Consider the following 20,302-nt stretch of genomic DNA (forward strand, 5'->3'; position numbering starts at 1 on the left):
AAGTATCTATACATGAAATATTTTCCAATACATATAATTATAAAAGACTGTTCATTTTTGTTTATTTATTTTTTTATTATGAAATATAATTTAACAAATGAAACATTCTTGCCATCTATGATTAGTAATTTTCCTAGTGCTACAAAAGTTTCATTTTTTAATATGATTTTAGGAAGTCTTTTATATAGTTTACCCGCATTATTATTAAGTCTTATTATTTATTTTCCTATTTTTTGGGTTTTTAATAAAGTTATCAAAAATCAAATTATAAGATTAATTGTTACAGGTTTTGTATTAACTTTAACCACTCCTTTACTATATATTTTTTATAATGGATATGAACAAAAGTTGAATCATTTCTATAACGCTGAAATAATTTCCTGGTTAATTACCTTTTGTTTTTCTATGTATTTTTATTATACTGTAAATTTTATTAAAAATTAGCTCATGCCACATCTTTTTTCCTACGGAACATTACAATTAGAACAAGTGCAAATAGAAACTTTTGGCAGATTGCTGAAAGGTGAAAAAGACATTTTAGAAGGTTATAAATTAACTATGATAGAAATTACAGATGCTGAAGTTTTAAGGAAAAGCAATCAGCAATTTCATCCGATAATTAGTTTTTCTGGTGATAAAAATGATAAAGTAGAAGGCGTACTTTTTGAAGTTACAGAAGACGAAATTCTACAAGCAGACCGTTACGAAGTAGATGATTATAAAAGAGTAGAAGTAACTTTCAAATCTGGAAAAAAAGGATATATCTATATTGGAAAATAGAAAAGTCGGGAATAATTTTCCCGACTTTTTTAGTGATGTATTTTATCAAACTGAACTCTTTGATTGCTGTTCAGAACTTTTCTAACTTGTTGTTTATACTGAGTTTCAGATAATCCTTTTTTCTGACTTTTCATTTTTGGAAATTTTGAAATTCTTCTTTGGTGAAGTTCACTAATTTTATTTTTTTGTGAGTTTGTAAGTTGCATTCCTTTAAAATCATTCCAATAATTGTCTTCATTTTTATCTTTCTGAGAAACCGAATTTTTTTCGTACTGTTGTTCAGATTGATGTTTTTGAGGATATTTTTCCTGCGCTTCAACATTCAAAGAAAATAATGATACTAAGCTTAAAGCTAAAAATAATTTTTTCATTTTTTTAATTTTTATGGGTTAATTATATTTTATATGTTTCAATATTAGTACCATAAAAACGCCAAAATAAGTTTAATAGATGAATTACTAAATTATATAGACGAATTGAGTTTTTCTATATATTTACAATTAATTTTCACTAAATTTAATTTTTCATTTTAATATATGAATCCCTTTTTAGATATTACTTTACGTTCGCTTGCGGTCTATTTTTTTATGATTTTAGGCTTAAAACTTTTTGGAAAAAACCAATTGTCTCAATTAAATGCCGGAGATATCATATTGCTTTTATTGATTTCGAATGCTGTTCAGAATGCAATGGTAGGTCAAAATACTTCTTTACAAGGTGGTTTGTTGGCTGCTTTAGTTTTGTTTTTAGCAAATTTTGGATTGAAAAAATTGATGTTTAAAAATCCTAAAATCAAAGATTTTGTAGAATCAGAACCTGTTATTTTGATAAAAGATGGCGCAATAGACGAAATAGCACTTAAAAAGTCTGAAATTACTTTTGATGAATTAGAAGAAACGGTAAGAGAACACGGTGTGGAGAAGTCTGATGATGTGAAATTAGCGGTTTTAGAAGTTGATGGTAATATTAGTGTAATTTCCTTTGATACCAATAAACAAACGCATTTTACAAGACATAAAAAAAAGAAAAATTTCAGAAGAAAACTTTAAATGTATGAGTTACGAATTAAGAGATATGCAACCAGAAGATGGCGTTGCAGTTTTAAAAATTTTTGAAGAAGGAATTGCTGGAGGAAACGCAACGTTCGATAAAGAAATTCCTACTTGGGAATATTGGGACAAAAATCATTTTAAGGTTTGTAGATTTGTTGCCGAAGACGAAAATAATAATGTGGTAGCTTGGGCAGCGTTGAAACCAATTAGCAATAGAGATTGTTTCAGTGGAGTAGCAGAAGTAAGCATTTACCTTGCTAATTCTGCGCAAGGAAAAGGTTTGGGGAAAGTTTTGCTTCAAAAATTAATCATCGAAAGTGAAGAAAAAGGTTTTTGGATGCTACAATCTGGTATTTTTCCAGAAAATATTGCAAGTATAAAAATTCATGAAAAATTAGGATTTAGAACCGTTGGTTATCGAGAAAAAATAGGGCAAATGAACGGCGTTTGGAGAGATATTATCTTGATGGAAAGAAGAAGCAAAACGGTATAAATTTTTCTAAAAAATCGGTTAAATTAAATATTCGTATTTTTGCAAAAAATTTAAGTTATGCCTTTAAAAGCCGTATTGTTTGACATGGATGGAGTAATTGTAGATACGGAACCACTTCACCGAAAAGCATATTTCAACACTTTCAAAGATTTAAACATTGCTGTTTCAGAAGAATTTTATACTTCTCTTACAGGTACATCTACCAAAAAATCTACTCAGATGATTAAAGATGAGTTTAATTTAGATGTTTTGCCAGAAGAAATTGCTGCTTCTAAAAGAAAATATTTCAAACATTATTTTGATACAGACCCAGAATTTGATTTGCTTCCTGGTGTTAGAGAATTAATCGTTCATTATTTTGAAAACGGAATTAAATTGGTTTTGGCTTCATCTGCAAGTATGAACACTATTAATTGGGTTTTCGAAAAATTTGATTTGGAAAAATATTTCATGGGAAAAATTAGCGGTGCTGATTTGGAAGAGTCTAAACCAAACCCCGAAATTTTTATTAAAGCTTCTCAAATTGCCGATGAATCCAGAGAAAGTTGTATGGTAATAGAAGATTCTACCAACGGAATTATTGCTTCTCATAGAGCTAATATTTTCTGTGCAGCTTATAAAAGTGAGCATTCTAAATTGCAGAAATACGATTTAGCGAATATTGTGGTGAGTGATTTTTCTGATTTAGAAATTTCAAAAATTCAACAATATTTTATATAATTTTCATTTTAATTAAGAATAATTTTTTTTGGCAAACCTTTTGAATGGTTAAGTTTATTAATCAAGAAAAAAGTGTAAAATGAAAAATTTATTCAAAATATTAGGAATTGTAGGTTTAGGAATTGTTGTAGTTTCTTGTAATTCTGGCGCGAGTATATATGCAAGCACAGGAAGGGTTTACAGACCGACAAGAGTTGTGGTGGTAGAACAAAATAATCTTCCGCCAGGGCAAGCAAAGAAAATATATGGTGATAAATCTGCTAAATATTACGCTCCAGGTCATAATAAATATAAAAAACATAGACACTAAATAAAAAAAAGCCTCACAATGAGGCTTTTTCTATTTCTGTACGTTTCTATTAAGGTAATTAGAATAATCTGGTGCTTCCACTTGGTAATTAGTTCCCATAAATGGTGACGAAATTATAAAATCTGCGGTAGAAGAATCACATGCCATTACAGTATTCCAAACTACGCAAAGTCTAAGAAAAGCTTTCACATCGCTGTCATGTGGTTGCGCTTCCATAGGATCCCAGAAGAAAATAACTATGTCTATTTCGCCTTCTGCAATCATTGCTCCTAGTTGTTGGTCGCCACCCAGAGGTCCGCTCATTACTCTTTTTACTTCAACACCAAGGTGATTTTCTATTAATTTACCAGTAGTTCCGGTTGCAATTAACTTATGTTGAGAGAGTATATCTTTATGTTTTTTTACCCAAGTTATGAGTTCATCTTTTTTGTGGTCGTGTGCAACTAAAGCAATAGTTTTTGTAGTTTCTAATGTTTTTCCTTTCATAAATAAGTTTTAATCAAAAATAATAAAAAAGCAGAACTAATAAATAGCTCTGCCGTATGATTTTTGTTTGAAAACAAAAGATTAGTTCTTATTGAAATATTCTGCTACACCAGCTCTGTCTGCGTGCATTGCAGTTTTTCCTTCTTGCCAGTTTGCAGGACAAACTTCTCCGTATTTTTGTACGTGTGTGTAAGCATCTATTAATCTTAAATATTCATCTACATTTCTACCTAGAGGCATATCGTTAACACTTTCGTGGAATATTTTACCTTCTTCGTCAACTAAATATGTAGCTCTATAAGTTACATTAGAACCTGTGAAAACTTCATTTCCTTCTTCATCATATTCAAATTCTTGGTCTACAATTCCTAAGATATTAGCCAATTGTCTGTGTGTATCAGCTAAAATAGGATAAGTAACCCCTTCAATACCTCCTTGTTTTTTTGGAGTATTTAACCATGCAAAATGAACTTCGTTAGTATCACAAGATGCTCCAATTACAATAGTATTTCTCTTTTTAAATTCTTCTAATGCTGCTTGAAAAGCGTGCAATTCTGTAGGACAAACAAATGTGAAATCTTTTGGATACCAAAACAAAAGTACTTTTGCTTGTTTGTTTACTGCTTCATCTAAAATGTTAATTCTAAGGTTTTCTCCACTCTTAGAAATCGCGTCCACTGTTACGCTAGGGAATTTTTTTCCAACCAATGCCATATTTCTTTCTTTAAAATTTAACCACTGCAAAATTACAAAATTTAAGATTTTTGCTTTGTTTAATATGATTTATTCTATCTATTGCCGCAAAAAAAGAATCTTTGGAAAGCTCCAAAGATTCTATGTTTATCTTATAAATTTCAAATTAAATTATTGAAATTTTTCTAATAATTCTTTTATTCTTCTCATCGCTTCTCTCAATTCTTCTTCAGATGCAGCATAAGAGAATCTGATACAGTTTTTGTCTCCAAAACTTACACCTCCTACAGAAGCTACGTGTGCTTTTTCTAATAAAAACATAGAGAAATCATCAGAATCTTTAATTTCTACACCATCTAAAGTTTTTCCTAAGTAATAAGAAATATCTGGGAAGAAATAGAAAGCAGCTTTTGGTAAATTTACTTTAAATCCTAGTATTTCTTTTAGTAATTCATATACTAAATTTCTTCTTTTTTCGAAACTTTCTACCATATAATGATAATCTTTCGGGTCGGTTTCTAATCCTACGATAGAAGCTCTTTGTGCCACAGTATTTGCACCACTGGTAACTTGACCTTGCAATTTGTCACAAGCTGCAGCTAACCATTCTGGGCAAGCTGAGTAGCCAATTCTCCAACCTGTCATTGCAAATGCTTTAGACATTCCGTTAATTACAGCAGTTTGATTGAATACTTGCGGGAATTCTGCAATAGAAACGTGCTCTCCATCATAATTAATAAATTCGTAGATTTCATCAGAAATAATAACAACATCTGGATATTTCGCCATCACATTTGCTATTTTTTCTAATTCTTCTCTTGTATAATAACTTCCAGAAGGATTACAAGGCGAACTGTACAATACAGCTTTTGTTTTTGGAGTAATAGCAGCTTCTAATTGTTCAGCTGTCATTTTAAACTCAGTATCAATATTCGTTTCGATAAAAACAGAAACACCTCCATTTATTTTTACCATTTCATCATAAGAAACCCAATATGGAGCTGGTAAAATTACTTCGTCACCTTCGTTAACTAATGCGGCCAAAACATTAAAAATATTTTGTTTAGCTCCATTTGCTACACAGATTTGCGTTGGTTTATAGTCTAAATTGTTATCTCTTTTTAGTTTGCTAACAATTGCTTTTCTAAGTTCTAAAAAACCAGGAACAGGAGAGTAGTGGCTATAATTTTCGTTAATAGCATCAAACGCGGCCTTCTTAATATTATCTGGCACGTCAAAATCTGGTTCTCCTAATGTAAGAGAAATTACATCTATTCCTGCTGCTTTCATGTCTCTCGCTTTGTTGCTCATTACAAAAGTCTGAGAGTAGCTCAATCTGTTTAATCTGTCCGAAACTTTACTCATAATCATTATTTAATTGCTACAAATATAGACTATTTAACTAAATTTTCTAAAGAAAACAGATTAAAAATCCTTAATTTTGCAGAAATTTTGTAAAATGTCAGTTCAAATAGTAAATAAATACTTTCCAAATTTATCAGAAGAACAAAAAACTCAGTTTCAGCAACTTGAAACCTTATATAAAGAATGGAACGAAAAAATAAATGTAATTTCTAGAAAAGATATCGACGAATTCTACGAAAGACACGTTCTTCATTCTCTTGGTATTGCAAAAATTATGGAATTTGCAGAGGGTACAAAAGTATTAGATATTGGTACTGGTGGCGGTTTTCCGGGGATTCCTTTGGCGATTTTATTTCCAAATGTAGAATTTACTTTGGTAGATTCTATTGGTAAAAAAATTACTGTAGTAAAAGGAGTTTCAGAAAGTCTAGGTCTTAAAAATGTAAAAGCTTACCACGAAAGAGCCGAAAAAATTAAAGATAAATTTCATTTTGTAGTGAGCAGAGCAGTTACTCAAATGCCTGTTTTCTTAAGATGGCTGAAAGGAAAATTCGAAAAAGAACAATTTAATCCAAAACATAATGGCGTTCTTTATTTAAAAGGTGGAGATTTGGGCGAAGAATTGGCAGGAATAAAATGTGAGATTTTTGAACTTAAAAATCATTTTGAAGAAGAATTTTTTGACACTAAAAAAGTTGTATATTTATCAAAAGGAAATTTTAATAGTTAAAAGTCTTGAGACAAAAATTTTTACAGAAAGTAATATCAAATATACTCGAAAAATCTTCGGATTTATCGAGTTTTTCTTTTATTCTTCCAGGGAAAAGACCTGTAGTTTTTATCAAAGAAATTCTTAAAGAAAGAAATTATAATGGCATTTTACCTGAGTTTTTTACCATTGATGAGTACATAAAAATTATTGCTGATAAACAAGAAATAAAAGGAATTGCACTTTGGTTAATTGCATTTCAAACCTATTCTGAAATATATTCCGACGAAGATTTGTTTGGCTTTTTAAAATGGTTCCCAACGGTACAAAAAGATTGGGACGACATGAAAAAATTCCATGGAAACGACAGAGAAATCCTAGAATGGATGTTGGCTGAAGAACGCATCAAAAACTGGGGAGAAAACTTAGGAGACGAAGACGGAGCAAGAAGGAAAAACCTAAATTTTTGGCGAAAAATGAATGTTTTCTTTCCTAAATTGGAAGAAAATTTAAATCAACAAAGTTTTGCTACAGCAGGAATGCTACACCAAATTGCTGAAAAAAATCTAGAAAATTTTTGCAAAAATTCTAAAAATAGATTCGAGTTTATTGGGTTTAACGCCTTTACGCCTGTAGAAGAAAAATTGGTGAGAACACTTTTGCAGTGGGACAAAGCTGATGTTTTTTTTCAGGGAGACGAGTATTATTACAAAGACGAAAGGCAAGAAGCGGGTAAATTTCTTAGAGAGTACAAAACTTGGAAAGAATTTAACGAATCTAGAAGTTTCAACTGGATTGAAAACGAGTTTTCTGAGTCTAAAAGCATAAAAGTGTATGAAGTTTCGGGAAATATAGCTCAAACTAAAGTTTTACCTGAAATTTTAAAGGAAATTAAACTTAAAAGCCAACAAACTGACGCGATTAATTGCGTCTCTACAAAAGATACTGCCATTGTTTTATTAGACGAAAATCTTTTGCCAGCAACGTTAGATTCGCTTTCTTCTACAGATAAGTTGAATATTACAATGGGATTCCCCTTGAAAAATTTGGCTTTTTCTAATGCCATGAAGAAACTTTTTAATCTTCAAAAACAATTAGAAAAAAATGCTTCTTCATATTATTACAATGATGTTTTACCAATTTTAGAAGAATTACCCAAAAATAAAGAAGATGAAATATTAATTAAAATTTTTATTTCTACATTGGAAGAAAGAAACATGGTTTATCTTTCTAAGAAACAAATTGACGAACTTTTGGGCGGAATTTCTTTTTATAATTTGTTCAAAAAGCAGAATGCTAAAGATTTATTAGATACTTTAATTGAATTTTGTAAAGAATTAAAATACAGAGAAATAGATGATGTGCAATTTGAAAATATTTCTCACTTCGAGAAGAGTTTTGTCATCATCAAAAATCAATTAGAACCTTATCAATACGAGGTAAAAATAGAGACTTTAGAAGTTCTTATCAATCAGCTTATCAACTCTGAAAGTATAGATTTTGTAGGAGAACCTTTAGAAGGTTTACAATTGATGGGACTTTTAGAAACCCGACTTTTGAACTTCAAAAATGTTATTTTGCTTTCGGCAAATGAAGGAAAATTGCCTCTCGGAAATTCACAAAACACTTATCTTCCTTTTGATGTAAGAAAACAGTTCAATTTGCATACTTTTCTAGAAAATGATGGAATTTATGCCTATCATTTTTACAGATTTTTACAAAATTCAGAGAATATCTACTTGCTTTACAATGCTTTAGGTTCAGGAGTGAATACGGGCGAAAAAACCAGATTTATCACTCAAATTGAGATGGAATCTCAGCATAAAATTGAGCATATTATCATCGAAAATACTTCTGAACCCATCAATCAGGAACCGATGTCTATTGCAAAAACCGAAAGTGTTGTAGAAAAATTACAAGAATGGAAACAGCGGGTTTCGGCTTCTCATTTGGTAACATATCTTTATAATCCGATTGATTTTTACTTAGAAAAAGTTTTATCAGCCAAAGAAACTTCAGAAATTGAAGAGGAACTTTCGCAGAGAAATTACGGAACTTTAGTGCATTATGCTTTAGAATATTTGTATGAGAAAATTATTGGTAAAAAATTAATTATCAATGATTTAGAAAATTTACTTCAACAAATAGACGAATCTTTAAATTATGCAATTGAAAAGTTAAAACATCAACCAGAATTCTATGAAAAAGGAATGAATTTTGTGCACAAGCAAATTGCAAAAAGAGTAGTAGAGTCTATTTTGAGATATGATTTGGATTTGTTAAAATCTGGAAATTCTTTAGAAATCATTGGTTTAGAAAAGAAAATTGAGGACATTAAATTCTATCTTAATGAAGAAAAAAAAGATTTTATTACTTTTTATGGTTTTATAGATAGAGTAGATTTGCTTAACGGTAATCTTAGGATTATTGATTATAAAACGGCAAAGGCAAAAGATTTAAGAATTAGTGTAAAAGACGACAAAAAAGAGAATCTTTTCTTTAATGACAAATATAAACAAGCGCTCCAATTGTGTATTTATCAATATTGTGTAGAAAATATGCAAGAATTTAAAAACTTCGACATAGAAACTGGAATTTGGAGTTTTGCTGAAGTAAAAAACGGAGTACAAAATGTTGAAATAAAAGACGGAAATCTAGACGATGCACTTCAATCTATCCGAAATTTAATCTTAGAAATTCTCAATCCTGAAATTCCTTTTACAGAGAAAGTTCACGAAAAATTTAATTAAAACTTTGTCAAAGATTTTTAAACTTTGACAAAGTAATTATTGTTTAACCAAACGCATTAATCCCAGTAATATCCATTCCTGTGATAAGAAGATGCACATCGTGAGTTCCTTCGTAAGTGATTACAGATTCTAGGTTTGCAGCGTGTCTCATCATTGGGAAATCTCCTACAATGCCCATTCCGCCAAGGATTTGCCTAGATTCTCTGGCAATGTCAATCGCCATTTTTACGTTATTTCTTTTCGCCATAGAAATTTGAGCAGGTGTAGCTTTGTGTTCATTTTTCAGAACGCCTAATTTCCATGAAAGGAGTTGAGCTTTGGTAATTTCTGTTAAAAATTCTGTTAATTTTTTCTGTTGTAATTGAAAACTTGCAATAGGTTTACCAAACTGAATTCTTTCTTTAGAATACTGAACAGCAGTACAATAGCAATCTATAGCTGCACCAATTACACCCCAAGAAATTCCATATCTAGCTGAATTAAGGCAGGAGAGTGGCCCTTTTAATCCTTCTACATTTGGTAAAAGATTTTCTTTAGGAATTTTCACGTTATTAAATACCAATTCACCGGTTTTGGAAGCTCTCAGGCTCCATTTATTAATAGTTTCGGGAGTTGTAAAACCTTCAAAACTGCGTTCTACAATCATTCCTCTTACTTTTCCGTCTTCGCCTTTTGCCCAAACTACAGCAATATCACAAAGTGGAGCATTGGTAATCCACATTTTAGCACCATTCAGCAAAAGATAATCTCCCATGTCTTTGTAATTAGTTTCCATTGAGGCAGGATTAGAACCATGATTAGGCTCTGTAAGACCAAACGCACCAATCATCTCCCCAGAAGCTAATTTTGGTAAAAATTTATGTTTTTGTTCTTCCGAACCATATTCAAAAATAGGGAACATTACTAAAGAACTCTGTACAGATGCGGCAGAACGAACAGCAGAATCTCCACGTTCTAATTCTTGCATAATTAAGCCATAAGAAATTTGATCTAAACCAGCTCCGCCATATTCTACAGGAATATAAGGACCGAGAGCACCAATTGCTCCCAATTCTTTCATCAAATTAGGAATATCTTTATGATGTTGAGCAGCTTCATCAATTTGAGGCATTATAAAACTTTGAACCCAATCTCTAACAGATTGACGGATAAGTTTGTGCTCGTCTGAAAGCAAATCATCTATTCCAAAATAATCTGGAATGCTTTGTAATGGATAATAAGACATATTGAATTATTTGTTTTAAAAATAAGGCGAATATAATTGTCTTGCAAATTTTTATAGAATATTGATAGTTGTCTTAGATTCAATTAATTAGTTGAGTGTAAATTCAAAATTTAAATTTTTTTGGATGTAGTTTTGATACAGAGAAGATACTTTGATTTGAGTAAATATTGTATTGTAAACGATTAATCAATGCAAATGAAAGTGTCATCAATAAAACACTATTTAACATAATATAAATTATGGGATATTATTTATGAAGATTTAATATACTCTAGAATTTTTTATTAATTATCCCGAATGCTAATTCATTGTTTCGTTTCTAAAAAAACTAATGAACAAAAAAAATCTACAGTTTGAGATTTCCTCAATTGTAGATTTTATAGAAATTAAAAAATATAGCCAATTCTCAGCGATTATAATTTTACCAGAATATTGATAAGAAAAATCATCACAATATCAAGTAATTTTTCTTTTGGTAGTAATTTAACTAATTTGAATCTTCAATTTCTTTTTAGAAAATTATAATTACATCATTTTTATATTTCTCTTTTATCAATTTAACATAATATAAAGAGTGAAAATATTTTTAAATTGTTTTAGATTATCCAAAAATTGTATTAGTATATTTTTGCATCTGTTCTAAAGTTCCAATACTAATTCTAGTCCATTTTCCTTTTTCTTCGTAGGTTTTACCGCCAAGAATTTTAGCCTCTTTCAATTTTTTAAAATAATCTCCTTTATAATTATCTAAAGAAAAATAGATGAAATTTGAATTCGAAGGAATTACTTTAATCCCATTTTTTTCAAATTCACTAATTGTATGTTCTTTTGCTAACTTATTGTTATTCTTAACTTTACTAATAAAATCTACATCATCTAAAGCTACAATTCCACCAGCTAAAGTAACAATACTAATCTCTCCTCCACTCCAACTTTGTAACTTTTCTAGGTTTTTAAGCAAATCTGGATGCGCCATAGCATAGCCTAATCTTGCGCCAGCAAAACCGTAAAGTTTTGAAAACGTTCTGGTTACGATGATATTTTTATATTGATTAACTAAATTAGAAAAAGAAGGTTGATTGGTAAATTCAATATAAGCTTCGTCAATCAAAACAACTACATTTTCCGGAATTTTACTAATGAAACTTTCTACTTCTGTCCTTGATAAAAGATCGCCTGTAGGATTGTTAGGATTGCAGAGATATACCAATTTGGTATCAGATTTTATGGCTTTTAGCATTCCTTCTAAGTCTATTTTTTTGTTATCTTGTAAAGGAATAATAGTTTTTGACATCCCAAGAAACTCGGCAATTGGCGCAAAAATAGTAAACGAAGGCTCTGGAAAAACCATGTGTCCTTTATTTATAGATACATATTTTGCAATTAATTCTAAAAGAAAAGATGAGCCTGCAGAAACTAAGATATTTTCTTTGGACAACTGATTTTTTTCTGCTAATTTACTTTTCAGAACATCAGCATATTTAAAATCATATTTAGAAGCATCTACCATACTTTTTTGCATTGCTTCTATTGCTTTTGGTGAAACCCCGAAAGGATTTTCGTTGAAACAAAGTCTGATGGCTTCTCCATCATTATTCAGTTCTTTGTAGTTTGGCGTTTGTTTTGCCAAAATTTCTAAAGGAGAAAAAGCCAATGCAGCTCCTCCTAAGAAGGCTGTTTTCAGCCAATCTCTTCTGTTAATTCCCATATCAAAATCAAATTTTTTATAAATTTAATGAAATATTTACTAAATATTAAATTCAATGAAGAAAATTAAAGTTTAATTAATATTTATTGGATTTATTATAAAAAAAAGACGCTTTTTAGCGCCTTTTTAATTATTTTTTCAAACATTTTTCTAAAAATTGGTCTTGTTCCCAAAGTAAATGTAAAATATTTTCCTTGGCTACATAACCATGAGCTTCTTTAGGAAGAATTACCATTCTGGCTGGTGCTCCTAAGTTTTTCAAGGCTTGGAAATAACGTTCTGTTTGTAAAGTAAACGTTCCTGGATTATTATCTGCTTCACCATGAACTAAAAGAATTGGTTTTTTCATTTTGTTGGCATTCATAAATGGCGACATTTCGCTATATACATTCGGAACATCCCAATAATTTCTTTGCTCACTTTGGAAGCCAAAAGGAGTTAGTGTTCTGTTATAAGCTCCACTTCTAGCAATTCCACAGGCAAAATCGTTAGAATGAGTTAACAGGTTTGCCGTCATAAATGCACCATAAGAATGACCTCCAACTGCAACTTTAGTTCTATCAATATATCCTAATTTATCTACAGCATCTATTGCAGCTCTACCATTTGCCACCAATTGCGGTATAAAAGTATCATTCGGTTCTGTAGTTCCTTCACCAATTATAGGGAAACTAGCATCATCTAAAACCGCATAACCTTTGGTAACCCAATAAATAAACGAGCCATAGCTTGGGAAGGTAAATTCATTAGGATTGGCAGTGTTTTGTCCGGCAGTTGCTTTGTCTTTAAATTCTTCAGGATAAGCCCAAACTAAAAGTGGTAATTTTTGTTTTTTCTTAAAATCGTAATTTGCTGGTAAATAAAGCGTTCCTTTTAGCTCTACTCCATCGTTTCTTTTGTATTTTATAACTTCTTTATAAACATTTGCAATGCTCGCAAAAGGGTTTGCAAATTGAGTTACTGCTTCTACTTTATTCGATTTAATATTTCTTAAATAATAATTAGGATATTGATTTTTAGACTGCTGAGTTACCAAAACCATTCCTTTTACTGGATCTACAATATCTATAATATCTTCTTTAATATTAGGAGTTTTAGAGGTGTAAACTCTTTTCTTTTGTAAAGATTTAAAATCAAATTCGTCTATAAATGGAAACTGACCATCTTTGGTAAAACCATCTCCTATTAAATGAGCTTTTCCGCTTTTTATTGTAATTACATATTGTCCGAATTCATTTTTATCTGTCTGAAAATTTCCTGGGTCGTTGTAAACATCTTGAAAATTTCTATCTGAAATTTCTTTATTTTCTCCCGTTTTTGGATTTAAAATATAGGTTTTTTGAGAACGAGTATCGTACCAAGAATCCATTACCACAGCATTTTCGTCATTCCCGAATTGTATGCCCGCAAATCTTTGTTTGGTTTTCATAAGAGAAGTAGGTGCATCAGAAAAAGGAGCATCCCAAGAAAAAACTTCGTCTCTATAATCTGCTTTTTTGCTTTGGTCTCCTCCATCTAAAGCTTCTACAAAATACAAACTTGCAGGTTTATCTGCTCTCCAAGACATATTTCTTTTTCCTGTTCTGGTAGAAGAAAATCCTTTTGGCATAATTTCGTTTAGCGGAACTTCGTTTACGGTTTTTACAAGATTTCCTTTTGTATCGAAAATTTCTGTTGTCATTGGAAATCTTTGTAAAGGAACAATATAAGAAAAAGGTCTTTTAATGGTTGTAATCATTAAATAATTACCATCTGGCGAAAATTGCAATCCTGCATAGATGTCAGCAGATTTAAAAGGAGTTTCAGTTCCGTTAAGGCTCACTTTTGCCAATTCAGCTTTAGTAAGAGTTTCAAAATTAGCTTCGTCCATTGGATTTTTTAATAAATCTTGATACGTTCTGTTTTGAGAAACTTTTCCATCAGCATTAGAAACGATAGGACCTGTAGGAAGATTTTTCTTTTCATTTAACAAAGCTGGTCTATCTGCTGGAAGCTTTCTAATTAGTAAATCTTGAGAATTTCTAAACCAAACATAAGGCGAACCTAAATTGGCATTAAGATTATCTGAAGTTATTTTTTTTGCTGTTCTGGTTTCTACATCTAAAATCCAGAGTTCTAAACCTTTTTCTGTAGTATTGGTAAACGCTATTTTTTTCTCATCTGGAGACCAAGAAATGTTAGAAATTTTAGGATTGCTAGGCAAACCAATTACTTGGGTTTCTTGTTTCTCGTTAAATTTTCTAATTTTTAAATTATTAATATAAGTAGTAGTGCTAGAAATATTGGTGATAGGATTAACACGTAAACCTGCCAATTTCATTTCTTCTTGGTTAAGGTCGTCTAAAGATTTATAAGTAGGTCTGTATGAAAAAAGAAGCCAATCTTTTTTACTATTCATAGATACAGCAGGCGTTCTGGTATAATCTGCTAACTGCAAAATTTCGGCAGAAGGCTTTTGATAAGTTAAATTTTCTTGCGAAAACCCAAAAACAGATAATGCAAGAAATAAAACAGAAATTTTAATAGATCTCATATAATAAATTTTAGATTTAAAGTTGATTTTTTACTTTTTAGTTTTGAATTTACAAATTAGTGGTTTTATTTTTTTGAAAGTTACAATTTTTATAGAATTTTATTTCAATTTCTATAATTTAACCTTTGTTTTAAAAAATGAAATAAAAAAATATCGGACAATATTAAAAAATGTTCGATATTTATTTTTACGAAAAAGAACAAAAAAAAGACGCCAAAAAGCGTCTTGTATTTATTTTCTGTTAATCATTCTGTCAATAGAAATACTTCCTGGTCCTGCTACAAAAATAAGGATGTAGTGAAATAGATATAGAAGAGCCATTTCTTGCTTCGCAAAAGCATCGTTTCCATGTACAATAAATACTGCAACCAACATGGTAACAATAAGCGGAATAACGGTAAATCTGGTGAAAAGCCCCATTAAAACAAAAAGTGAACAAAGAACTTCTGCCAAAACAGCCAATATAAGAGAGGTTTTTACTCCTATACCAAAGAAACTCATAAATTCTATTTTGCCAGAAAGCAACATCATTAATTTTGGAAAACCATGAGTAAGCATACCAATTCCTACAAAAATACGAAGAGCAAGCAAAGCCCAATCTAACAGTGTTTTGTTATAACCTGTTGAATTAAAATTATTCATTCTCAAATTTTAGACTCTCAAAAATAAAAAATATATTTTAAATTTTGAGTATATAAAACTGCATTTTATCAATTTGAGATTATAATTTTTTGATTATGAATAAAAAAACTCAACATTTCGTTGAGTTTTAATCTATCTATAACCAAAATTTTTGAGGTCTCTTTCATTTTTTCGCCAATCTTTTTTCACTTTCACAAAAAGATTGATGTGTATTTTCTTATCGAAGAATTTTTCTAAATCTATTCTGGCCTCAGTTCCTACTTTTTTTATGGCTTCACCTTTATGTCCAATTAAGATTCCTTTTTGGGTATCTCTTTCTACGTAAATAATAGAATCTATAAAAATAATGCCTTCTTTTTCTTTGAAAAGTTCTGTTACTACTTCTACAGAATAAGGAATTTCTTTGTCATAATTCAATAAGATTTTTTCTCTAATGGTTTCGTTTACAAAGAAACGTTCAGACTTATCTGTAAACTGTTCTTTGTCGTAATAAGGAGGATTTTCGGGCAAAAGTGATTTTAATTTAGGTAAAATTAATTCGGTGTTAAAACCTTCTAATGCCGAAATTGGTAAAATCTCTGCTTTTTCTATTTTTTTGTGCCAATACTCTACTTTTTCTACCAAAACTTCTTGGTTAGAAACATCCATTTTATTGAGCAATAGCAGCACCGGAACCGGGATTTTATTGAGTTTATCTACCAAAAATTCATTAGGTTCTTCTTTGTCTGTAACATCTACAATAAATAGAAAAATGTCTGCATCTTGCAAAGAATCCTTTACAAAATCCATCATTTTTTCTTGTAATTCGTATTTAGGTTCTAGAACACCTGGCGTGTCAGAAAATACAATTTGTACCTCTTCTTCGTTATAAATCCCGAAAATTCTGTGGCGAGTAGTTTGTGCTTTTTGGGTAACAATTGCAAGCTTCTCTCCCATCAATTGATTAAGAAGAGTAGATTTTCCTGCATTTGGTTTTCCTACTATATTTACAAATCCTGCTTTGTGCATTATATAAAATTCAAAAAAGTTAAAATTTAAAAATCAAAATATAAAATGAGTATTATTGATTTTTTGCAAAGGTACGGAAAATAGCTTTGTGAACAGAGATTTATTATTTTTGAAATTAATAAACAATTTTATAGTAATTTGCAAATTGAAATTTTTATAAAAAATTGATTATTATAATTTTAACACGATAAACATTTTTAATATGAAAAATAAATTATTCAAGTTGCCTCATACAATTTTTATTTTAGCAATATTATCTTTTCTTAGTTTTACTTTTTCTAAAAAAATATCGGTAGATGGAGCTTGGACTATTGTAGAAGTACAAACCATTAAATCTGACGGTAGTTCTTCAAAAGTTTTCCCAATAGAAAGTCATGCTTTTTTTATGAATAAAAATTATAGCTTTTGTTGGACAACTCAAGTTTCAAAATCTAGAAATTGGGCAATGACGGACAGTTTGAAATTAGCAAGATTTAATCAATCTATTGTGAATAGCGGAACTTACGAATTGAAAGATTCTATCCTTACTACTAAAGCTAAATTTGCAATGAATCCTATGTTTACCAATGGAATAGCAACTTTCAAATGTTCTATGAAAGGAGATACTTTAATTCTGAAAGGAATGGGTGTAATGTCTTCGGATAATATTTCTCATCCTGCTTACAAAAATGGTTCTTATTTTGTGAGTAAATTGGTAAGATCTAAAAACTAATGTTGATAATGAAAAAATTTTAGAATTAGAAGAAGTTTTTAACAAAAGAGTTAATAAAATTGGTTTTTAAAATATAAAACTACTTCCTTACGACAGGCAAAATTTCATTTCTATTTAAAGCAAATTTTTTGATGTCTGCATCACTGAATTTTTGAGAATAAAAATTAGCTTCTGCATCAAAACCAACAGATTTTAATCTATCAAAATAATCCATTCCGTACCAACGAACATGGTCGTACTGTCCGAAATGTTTTTGTCTTTCTTTTGGGTCTGTAATTGTGAAATCTTCGTACGTTTTTTCGAGAGAATTTTTCATGGGAACTTGTAAAATTCCCCAACCTCCTTTTTTCATTACTCTGTAAAGTTCGCTCATTGCTTTCCTATCGTCTTCAATGTGTTCTAAAACGTGGTTGCAAATTACTACATCAAAAGTTTCATCTCCGAAAGGCAAGTCCAAAATATCTGCTTTTACATCTACAATTGGCGAAAACAAATCTGCAGAAGTATAATCTAGATTTTTCATTTTCTTGAATTTTCTCAAGAATTCTTGCTCTGGAGCAATATGGAGAACTTTATAATTTTTAGTAAAAAAATCGGTTTCGTTTTGTAGAAACAACCACATTTGACGGTGACGTTCTAAACTGAGAGTTCCTGGCGAAAGTGCGTTTTCGCGTTGTTTTCCGTAGCCGTAGGGTAGAAATTTTCGGTAAGATTTTCCGTCTATTGGGTCTGTAAAATTATTTCCTTTAAAGAATTGATAAATAAGTGGGCGAAGAAAAATGCTTAGATTGATAAGCATTGGTCTTGGTATTTTGTTGAGTAAAAATGAGGCGAGTTTCTTCATTGAATTTAAACTTCAAATTTAAAAATTTATTTTTCAATTCTTGAAATAAATTTTGCTTAAAAATCAAATAATATATTCCTAAAAAAAACGGGCAAAAGCCCGCTTATATCTATGTTTATGATTTTAAAATTTTTAAAAATCCATTGTAAAAGGATCTTCTTCATTACTTTTAATTCCTAAAGCTTCGTAGATGTATTTAAAAGTAGAAAGCAAGACTGGTTTTCCGTTGATAATGGTAACATCGTGCTCGAAATGCGCCGAAGGTTTATTGTCTAGCGTAGTTACAGTCCAGCCATCATTATGAAATTTTACTTTCTCTGTGCCTAAATTTATCATAGGTTCTATAGCCAAAACAATACCGTCTTTAAGTACTTTTCCGCTTCCTTTTCTACCATAATTAGGAACTTGAGGGTCTTCGTGCATATTTTTACCAACGCCATGTCCTACCAATTCTCTTACCACTCCGTAGCCTTCTTTTTCGCAATAATTTTGGATAGCAAAAGAGATATCTCCTACTCTTTTTCCTCTAACGCATTGTTCTATGCCTTTGTAAAGAGATTCTTTGGTGATTTTTAATAATTTTTTGGTTTCTGGAGCTACTTCGCCCACTTCAAAAGAGTAAGCGTGGTCTCCATAATAGCCGTTCATAAAAACGCCACAATCTACAGATAAAATGTCGCCTTCTTTAAGCGGTTTTTCATTCGGAATACCGTGTACAACTTCTTCGTTAGGAGAAATGCAAAGAGAATTAGGGAAACCATACATTCCTAAAAAACCAGGATAACCGCCGTGGTCTCTAATATAGTCGTGAGCTAATTTGTCTAAATAAAGCGTGGTAACTCCGGGTTTTATTTCCTTTGCCAACATTCCTAATGTTTTGGAAACCAATTGTGCACTTTCGCGCATAATGCGGAGTTCTTCTATTGTTTTTAAAATAATCATTTTAAATGTAAAAATTTATCAATGAACAATTTAAAAATTGTTACATGATTAGATTTATAATTAAGTAAATTGAAAGGTTACCAAAACAAACCTTTCTTTTTTGTTTTTTTGAGTTTAGAATAGGCTTGTACTTCACCATTGGTAATGCCAAATTCTATTTTCTGTTTTATAATTTCATACACTTCTCCCCAACCTGGGAAACCGCCAAGATTTCTATCATCTACAAATAAATCTACATCTAATTTTCTTGATTGAGATGCTGGGTCAAAATCTTCTCCTTCGTAGCTTGCATTAATTGCATAAAATTCTAATCCGTTTTTTCTGCAAAATTCTACAGCTTCTTCTAGAGATTTACCACTTCTGTAGGTCCATAAAATAAGTCTATACCCTTCAGATTGCAATTTTTTTAGAGTTTCAAAAGCGAAAGTTTTAGGCTTTCCAATTGCTGGATATGCATCCTCTACAATGGTTCCATCAAAATCTATAGCCAATTTTTTGTTAATAAGCATTTGGTTGATTAATTAATTGTGCAAATATACAAAATAAAAAAAAGCGACTGTATATCTACAGTCACTTCATATACAAATAGAATGGGAGGATAAAAAAATTAAATCCATTTATTTTTATATGCCAAATTCATGATTTGACTTCTAGAATTCAAATGAAGTTTTTTATAAATATTATTAACATGAGTTCTAACGGTGTTTGGGCTAATGAAGAGTTTTTCTGCAATTTCTTGATGGTTGTACCCTTTTACAACTTCTTTTAAAATTTCCATTTCTCTGTCGCTTAATTGGCTTTCGGTTGGATTGTTTTGAACCGGCACAACAGGTTTTGGAGCTTCTCTTAGCAATTCCATGGCTCTTCTAGCAATTGCAGGGCTCATAGGAATTCCATCAAACTCTACAACATTAGAGATGGCTTCTACAATATTTATCGCTTTGTCTTCTTTTAATAGATAACCACTTGCACCAGCTTTAATGGCTTCAAAAATTTTATCATCATCAGCATAAATGGTAAGTACAATGTGTTTTATTTCGGGATATTTAATAGATGCCGAAGAAATGGTAGCTATACCGTCTAAAACAGGCATTTCTATATCCATTAGTACTACTTGAGGCAAATCTGCTTTCGGGATATATTTTAATTTGTCAAAAAATTCTTCACCGTTACTCGCTTCGAATACTAAATGAATATCTTGATATGGCAATAATTTTTCTTTTATTGTTTTCCTATTTATTTGATTGTCATCTACTATTGCTACTTTAATCATATTTAGTTTTTTATTTTATAAAAATACTTTTAGTAAAACTAAGGTTCAATACATCAA

At 30.5% G+C, this 20,302-nt stretch carries 22 protein-coding genes; 9 read left to right on the plus strand and 13 right to left on the minus strand.

The features are described 5' to 3' along the window. The first annotated feature begins 78 nt into the window (after nucleotides 1-78). Both QM746_RS09960 and QM746_RS09965 read left to right on the plus strand, forming a co-directional pair. On the plus strand, nucleotides 79-444 hold the full coding sequence (locus QM746_RS09960) for a hypothetical protein (RefSeq protein WP_414984081.1): 366 nt from the start codon (nucleotides 79-81) through the stop codon (nucleotides 442-444). Nucleotides 445-447: 3 nt separating this feature from the next. Continuing rightward, entirely contained in the window at nucleotides 448-780 is a 333-nt protein-coding gene (locus tag QM746_RS09965) for a gamma-glutamylcyclotransferase family protein (RefSeq protein WP_414984082.1), read from the plus strand. A 29-nt stretch (nucleotides 781-809) separates the two neighbouring features. Here the strand turns inward: QM746_RS09965 and QM746_RS09970 are convergent, their stop codons facing one another. Continuing rightward, nucleotides 810-1,151 carry a hypothetical protein gene (locus QM746_RS09970; protein WP_414984083.1) on the minus strand — a complete coding sequence of 114 codons (342 nt, stop codon included), beginning with the start codon at nucleotides 1,149-1,151 and terminating at the stop codon, nucleotides 810-812. A gap of 165 nt (nucleotides 1,152-1,316) precedes the next feature. Between QM746_RS09970 and QM746_RS09975 the strand changes: the two genes are divergently transcribed. The 4 genes from QM746_RS09975 to QM746_RS09990 all read left to right on the plus strand — a co-directional run bounded on the left by QM746_RS09975 (nucleotide 1,317) and on the right by QM746_RS09990 (nucleotide 3,355). Next, complete coding sequence (locus QM746_RS09975) at nucleotides 1,317-1,829, plus strand: DUF421 domain-containing protein (RefSeq protein WP_374364491.1); 513 nt, start codon at nucleotides 1,317-1,319, stop codon at nucleotides 1,827-1,829. Nucleotides 1,830-1,833: 4 nt separating this feature from the next. Then, on the plus strand, nucleotides 1,834-2,325 hold the full coding sequence (locus QM746_RS09980) for a GNAT family N-acetyltransferase (RefSeq protein WP_414984084.1): 492 nt from the start codon (nucleotides 1,834-1,836) through the stop codon (nucleotides 2,323-2,325). 57 nt (nucleotides 2,326-2,382) lie between these two features. Next, the gene (locus QM746_RS09985; RefSeq protein ID WP_414984085.1) at nucleotides 2,383-3,045 is read left to right on the plus strand and encodes an HAD family hydrolase; all 663 of its coding nucleotides are present in this window, start codon (nucleotides 2,383-2,385) and stop codon (nucleotides 3,043-3,045) included. Nucleotides 3,046-3,124: 79 nt separating this feature from the next. Beyond that, entirely contained in the window at nucleotides 3,125-3,355 is a 231-nt protein-coding gene (locus QM746_RS09990; RefSeq protein ID WP_414984086.1) for a quinol oxidase subunit 4, read from the plus strand. Nucleotides 3,356-3,385: 30 nt separating this feature from the next. On the opposite strand, the gene QM746_RS09995 is transcribed toward QM746_RS09990, so the two are convergent. The 3 genes from QM746_RS09995 to QM746_RS10005 all read right to left on the minus strand — a co-directional run bounded on the left by QM746_RS09995 (nucleotide 3,386) and on the right by QM746_RS10005 (nucleotide 5,899). Continuing rightward, nucleotides 3,386-3,841: a methylglyoxal synthase gene (locus tag QM746_RS09995; protein WP_414984087.1), complete on the minus strand. Its 456-nt coding sequence runs from the start codon at nucleotides 3,839-3,841 to the stop codon at nucleotides 3,386-3,388. Between the two features lie 81 nt (nucleotides 3,842-3,922). Beyond that, nucleotides 3,923-4,555 (minus strand): peroxiredoxin, encoded by a 633-nt coding sequence (locus QM746_RS10000; protein ID WP_414984088.1) that lies wholly within the window; start codon nucleotides 4,553-4,555, stop codon nucleotides 3,923-3,925. Between the two features lie 150 nt (nucleotides 4,556-4,705). Continuing rightward, complete coding sequence (locus tag QM746_RS10005; protein WP_414984089.1) at nucleotides 4,706-5,899, minus strand: pyridoxal phosphate-dependent aminotransferase; 1,194 nt, start codon at nucleotides 5,897-5,899, stop codon at nucleotides 4,706-4,708. A 94-nt stretch (nucleotides 5,900-5,993) separates the two neighbouring features. Here QM746_RS10005 and rsmG point away from each other — a divergent pair, with 94 nt between their 5' ends. Beyond that, nucleotides 5,994-6,629, plus strand: coding sequence for a 16S rRNA (guanine(527)-N(7))-methyltransferase RsmG (gene rsmG / locus QM746_RS10010; protein ID WP_374364355.1), 636 nt, complete (start codon nucleotides 5,994-5,996; stop codon nucleotides 6,627-6,629). 5 nt (nucleotides 6,630-6,634) lie between these two features. Continuing rightward, the gene (locus tag QM746_RS10015) at nucleotides 6,635-9,358 is read left to right on the plus strand and encodes a PD-(D/E)XK nuclease family protein (protein ID WP_414984090.1); all 2,724 of its coding nucleotides are present in this window, start codon (nucleotides 6,635-6,637) and stop codon (nucleotides 9,356-9,358) included. Between the two features lie 43 nt (nucleotides 9,359-9,401). Here the strand turns inward: QM746_RS10015 and QM746_RS10020 are convergent, their stop codons facing one another. The 5 genes from QM746_RS10020 to era form a co-directional block, all read right to left on the minus strand. Next, the gene (locus QM746_RS10020) at nucleotides 9,402-10,583 is read right to left on the minus strand and encodes an acyl-CoA dehydrogenase family protein (RefSeq protein WP_414984091.1); all 1,182 of its coding nucleotides are present in this window, start codon (nucleotides 10,581-10,583) and stop codon (nucleotides 9,402-9,404) included. Between the two features lie 601 nt (nucleotides 10,584-11,184). Beyond that, complete coding sequence (locus tag QM746_RS10025) at nucleotides 11,185-12,291, minus strand: pyridoxal phosphate-dependent aminotransferase (protein ID WP_414984092.1); 1,107 nt, start codon at nucleotides 12,289-12,291, stop codon at nucleotides 11,185-11,187. A 130-nt stretch (nucleotides 12,292-12,421) separates the two neighbouring features. Then, nucleotides 12,422-14,824 carry a prolyl oligopeptidase family serine peptidase gene (locus tag QM746_RS10030; protein WP_414984093.1) on the minus strand — a complete coding sequence of 801 codons (2,403 nt, stop codon included), beginning with the start codon at nucleotides 14,822-14,824 and terminating at the stop codon, nucleotides 12,422-12,424. 231 nt (nucleotides 14,825-15,055) lie between these two features. Further along, nucleotides 15,056-15,466: a DoxX family protein gene (locus QM746_RS10035; protein ID WP_414984094.1), complete on the minus strand. Its 411-nt coding sequence runs from the start codon at nucleotides 15,464-15,466 to the stop codon at nucleotides 15,056-15,058. Nucleotides 15,467-15,598: 132 nt separating this feature from the next. Further along, on the minus strand, nucleotides 15,599-16,474 hold the full coding sequence (era, locus tag QM746_RS10040; protein WP_414984095.1) for a GTPase Era: 876 nt from the start codon (nucleotides 16,472-16,474) through the stop codon (nucleotides 15,599-15,601). A gap of 202 nt (nucleotides 16,475-16,676) precedes the next feature. Here era and QM746_RS10045 point away from each other — a divergent pair, with 202 nt between their 5' ends. Next, the gene (locus tag QM746_RS10045; protein WP_414984096.1) at nucleotides 16,677-17,186 is read left to right on the plus strand and encodes a hypothetical protein; all 510 of its coding nucleotides are present in this window, start codon (nucleotides 16,677-16,679) and stop codon (nucleotides 17,184-17,186) included. 79 nt (nucleotides 17,187-17,265) lie between these two features. On the opposite strand, the gene QM746_RS10050 is transcribed toward QM746_RS10045, so the two are convergent. The 4 genes from QM746_RS10050 to QM746_RS10065 all read right to left on the minus strand — a co-directional run bounded on the left by QM746_RS10050 (nucleotide 17,266) and on the right by QM746_RS10065 (nucleotide 20,245). Continuing rightward, on the minus strand, nucleotides 17,266-18,030 hold the full coding sequence (locus QM746_RS10050) for a class I SAM-dependent methyltransferase (RefSeq protein ID WP_414984097.1): 765 nt from the start codon (nucleotides 18,028-18,030) through the stop codon (nucleotides 17,266-17,268). A 132-nt stretch (nucleotides 18,031-18,162) separates the two neighbouring features. Next, on the minus strand, nucleotides 18,163-18,972 hold the full coding sequence (gene map, locus QM746_RS10055) for a type I methionyl aminopeptidase (RefSeq protein WP_414984098.1): 810 nt from the start codon (nucleotides 18,970-18,972) through the stop codon (nucleotides 18,163-18,165). Between the two features lie 77 nt (nucleotides 18,973-19,049). Continuing rightward, nucleotides 19,050-19,481, minus strand: coding sequence for a BT0820 family HAD-type phosphatase (locus QM746_RS10060; protein WP_414984099.1), 432 nt, complete (start codon nucleotides 19,479-19,481; stop codon nucleotides 19,050-19,052). A gap of 98 nt (nucleotides 19,482-19,579) precedes the next feature. After that, nucleotides 19,580-20,245: a LuxR C-terminal-related transcriptional regulator gene (locus tag QM746_RS10065; protein ID WP_414984100.1), complete on the minus strand. Its 666-nt coding sequence runs from the start codon at nucleotides 20,243-20,245 to the stop codon at nucleotides 19,580-19,582. Between the last annotated feature and the right edge of the window lie 57 nt (nucleotides 20,246-20,302).

The organism is Cloacibacterium sp. (genome assembly GCF_047601505.1).
In the GTDB taxonomy this organism is placed as follows: Bacteria; Bacteroidota; Bacteroidia; order Flavobacteriales; family Weeksellaceae; genus Cloacibacterium.

Coding starts and splice junctions, on each gene's coding strand:
- QM746_RS09960 (WP_414984081.1), top strand. CDS start 79: ATGAAATATAATTTAACAAATGAAACATTCTTGCCATCTATGATTAGT.
- QM746_RS09965 (WP_414984082.1), top strand. CDS start 448: ATGCCACATCTTTTTTCCTACGGAACATTACAATTAGAACAAGTGCAA.
- QM746_RS09970 (WP_414984083.1), bottom strand. CDS start 1,151: ATGAAAAAATTATTTTTAGCTTTAAGCTTAGTATCATTATTTTCTTTG.
- QM746_RS09975 (WP_374364491.1), top strand. CDS start 1,317: ATGAATCCCTTTTTAGATATTACTTTACGTTCGCTTGCGGTCTATTTT.
- QM746_RS09980 (WP_414984084.1), top strand. CDS start 1,834: ATGAGTTACGAATTAAGAGATATGCAACCAGAAGATGGCGTTGCAGTT.
- QM746_RS09985 (WP_414984085.1), top strand. CDS start 2,383: ATGCCTTTAAAAGCCGTATTGTTTGACATGGATGGAGTAATTGTAGAT.
- QM746_RS09990 (WP_414984086.1), top strand. CDS start 3,125: ATGAAAAATTTATTCAAAATATTAGGAATTGTAGGTTTAGGAATTGTT.
- QM746_RS09995 (WP_414984087.1), bottom strand. CDS start 3,841: ATGAAAGGAAAAACATTAGAAACTACAAAAACTATTGCTTTAGTTGCA.
- QM746_RS10000 (WP_414984088.1), bottom strand. CDS start 4,555: ATGGCATTGGTTGGAAAAAAATTCCCTAGCGTAACAGTGGACGCGATT.
- QM746_RS10005 (WP_414984089.1), bottom strand. CDS start 5,899: ATGAGTAAAGTTTCGGACAGATTAAACAGATTGAGCTACTCTCAGACT.
- rsmG (WP_374364355.1), top strand. CDS start 5,994: ATGTCAGTTCAAATAGTAAATAAATACTTTCCAAATTTATCAGAAGAA.
- QM746_RS10020 (WP_414984091.1), bottom strand. CDS start 10,583: ATGTCTTATTATCCATTACAAAGCATTCCAGATTATTTTGGAATAGAT.
- QM746_RS10025 (WP_414984092.1), bottom strand. CDS start 12,291: ATGGGAATTAACAGAAGAGATTGGCTGAAAACAGCCTTCTTAGGAGGA.
- QM746_RS10030 (WP_414984093.1), bottom strand. CDS start 14,824: ATGAGATCTATTAAAATTTCTGTTTTATTTCTTGCATTATCTGTTTTT.
- QM746_RS10035 (WP_414984094.1), bottom strand. CDS start 15,466: ATGAATAATTTTAATTCAACAGGTTATAACAAAACACTGTTAGATTGG.
- era (WP_414984095.1), bottom strand. CDS start 16,474: ATGCACAAAGCAGGATTTGTAAATATAGTAGGAAAACCAAATGCAGGA.
- QM746_RS10045 (WP_414984096.1), top strand. CDS start 16,677: ATGAAAAATAAATTATTCAAGTTGCCTCATACAATTTTTATTTTAGCA.
- QM746_RS10050 (WP_414984097.1), bottom strand. CDS start 18,030: ATGAAGAAACTCGCCTCATTTTTACTCAACAAAATACCAAGACCAATG.
- map (WP_414984098.1), bottom strand. CDS start 18,972: ATGATTATTTTAAAAACAATAGAAGAACTCCGCATTATGCGCGAAAGT.
- QM746_RS10060 (WP_414984099.1), bottom strand. CDS start 19,481: ATGCTTATTAACAAAAAATTGGCTATAGATTTTGATGGAACCATTGTA.
- QM746_RS10065 (WP_414984100.1), bottom strand. CDS start 20,245: ATGATTAAAGTAGCAATAGTAGATGACAATCAAATAAATAGGAAAACA.